The sequence below is a fragment of the Acinetobacter sp. 228 genome, from assembly GCF_048147885.1.
On the sequence record NZ_JAYWYV010000196.1, the window covers coordinates 1 to 1554 of the forward strand.

Below are 1554 nucleotides of genomic sequence, written 5' to 3' on the forward strand. Positions count from 1 at the left end.
CCGTGATGGTCGTGCAACTTCATCAGACGGTGTATTAGACGTACAACTTGGTGTACCTAAAGAAATGGGCGGCGCTGGTGGTGCTGTAACTAACCCAGAACAATTATTTGCAGCTGGTTATTCAGCATGCTTTTTAGGTGCCTTAAAATTTGTTGCTAACCGCGATAAATTCAATATTAGCAAAGATGCGTATGTTGAAGGTGAAGTCGGTATTGGTCCAATTCCAACAGGTTTTAGTATTGAAGTTACTTTAAATGTTTATTTAATCGGTATGGACCGTGAAGAAGCTGAAAAGTTAGTTGCAGCAGCTCATATCGTTTGTCCATATTCAAATGCAACTCGTAACAATATTGATGTGACGTTTAATATTGTGACTGAATAAATTTTAATATAAAAAATGCCCGAATCATATCGGGCATTTTTTATATCTTACAAATTATGCTTCACTTGCTTCATTGGTTACACGAAGCACTTCTTCAAGTGTAGTTTTACCTGAGAGCACCTTACGTAAACCATCATCGCGAATAGAACCAGAATACTGACGAGCATGGTTTTCTAATTCAAATTCAGCTGCATTACCATGAATGAGACGGCGCATAGGTTCATCAATAGGTACAATTTCATAAATTGCTGTACGGCCATTAAACCCTAAATGAGAACACTGATCACACCCTTGAGCCTCTGGTAACTTTAAACTTGGTTCATGGGAAATATGCTGAAAAACTTGCTTCTCAAAAGTATCGGCTTCACGCCATGTCATACAATGTGGACATAAAGTACGAACCAAACGCTGCGCAACCACCCCAATTAAAGAACTTGAAAGTAGGAAAGGTTCAATCCCCATATCTTTAAGTCGAGTCACTGCACCAATAGCAGTGTTGGTATGTAGCGTCGATAAAACCAAATGACCTGTTAAAGATGCTTGAACTGCAATTTCAGCAGTTTCCAGATCACGAATCTCCCCCACCATCACCACATCTGGATCTTGACGTAACATTGCCTTTAAAGCACGAGCAAATGTCATATCCACTTTGGTATTCACTTGAGTTTGGCCAATACCTTCAAGCTGATACTCAATTGGATCTTCGGCAGTTAAGATGTTACGAGTATTGTCATTTAGATCAGATAAGGCAGCATATAAAGTCGTCGTTTTTCCCGAACCAGTAGGCCCTGTGACCAAAATAATACCGTGCGGACGATGTACTAGCTGAGTTAAACGCTCATAGTCATTTGCCATTAAACCTAGGTGAGTCATATTAAGGCGACCCTCTTGTTTATCGAGTAAACGCATGACCACCCTTTCACCATGTGACGATGGCAAAGTTGAAACACGGACATCGACTTCACGACCAGCAAGACGTAAAGAAATACGTCCATCTTGCGGTACACGCTTTTCGGCAATATCGAGTTTCGCCATAACTTTAATACGCGAAACAAGTAACGGGGCTAGTTCACGGCGCGGTTGTACAATCTCACGCAATTGTCCATCTACCCGTAAACGAACCGATAGCTTTTTTTCAAAAGCTTCAATATGGATATCTGAAGCTCCAACAC

At 40.9% G+C, this 1554-nt stretch carries 2 protein-coding genes; one reads left to right on the forward strand and one right to left on the reverse strand.

The features are described from left to right. The coding region (locus tag VXQ92_RS17305; RefSeq protein ID WP_088757925.1) for an organic hydroperoxide resistance protein at positions 1-382 on the forward strand (382 nt) is incomplete at its 5' end. A 54-nt stretch (positions 383-436) separates the two neighbouring features. Here VXQ92_RS17305 and VXQ92_RS17310 read toward each other — a convergent pair. Further along, positions 437-1554: GspE/PulE family protein (locus VXQ92_RS17310; RefSeq protein ID WP_416682653.1), on the reverse strand; the 1118-nt coding region annotated here is incomplete at its 5' end.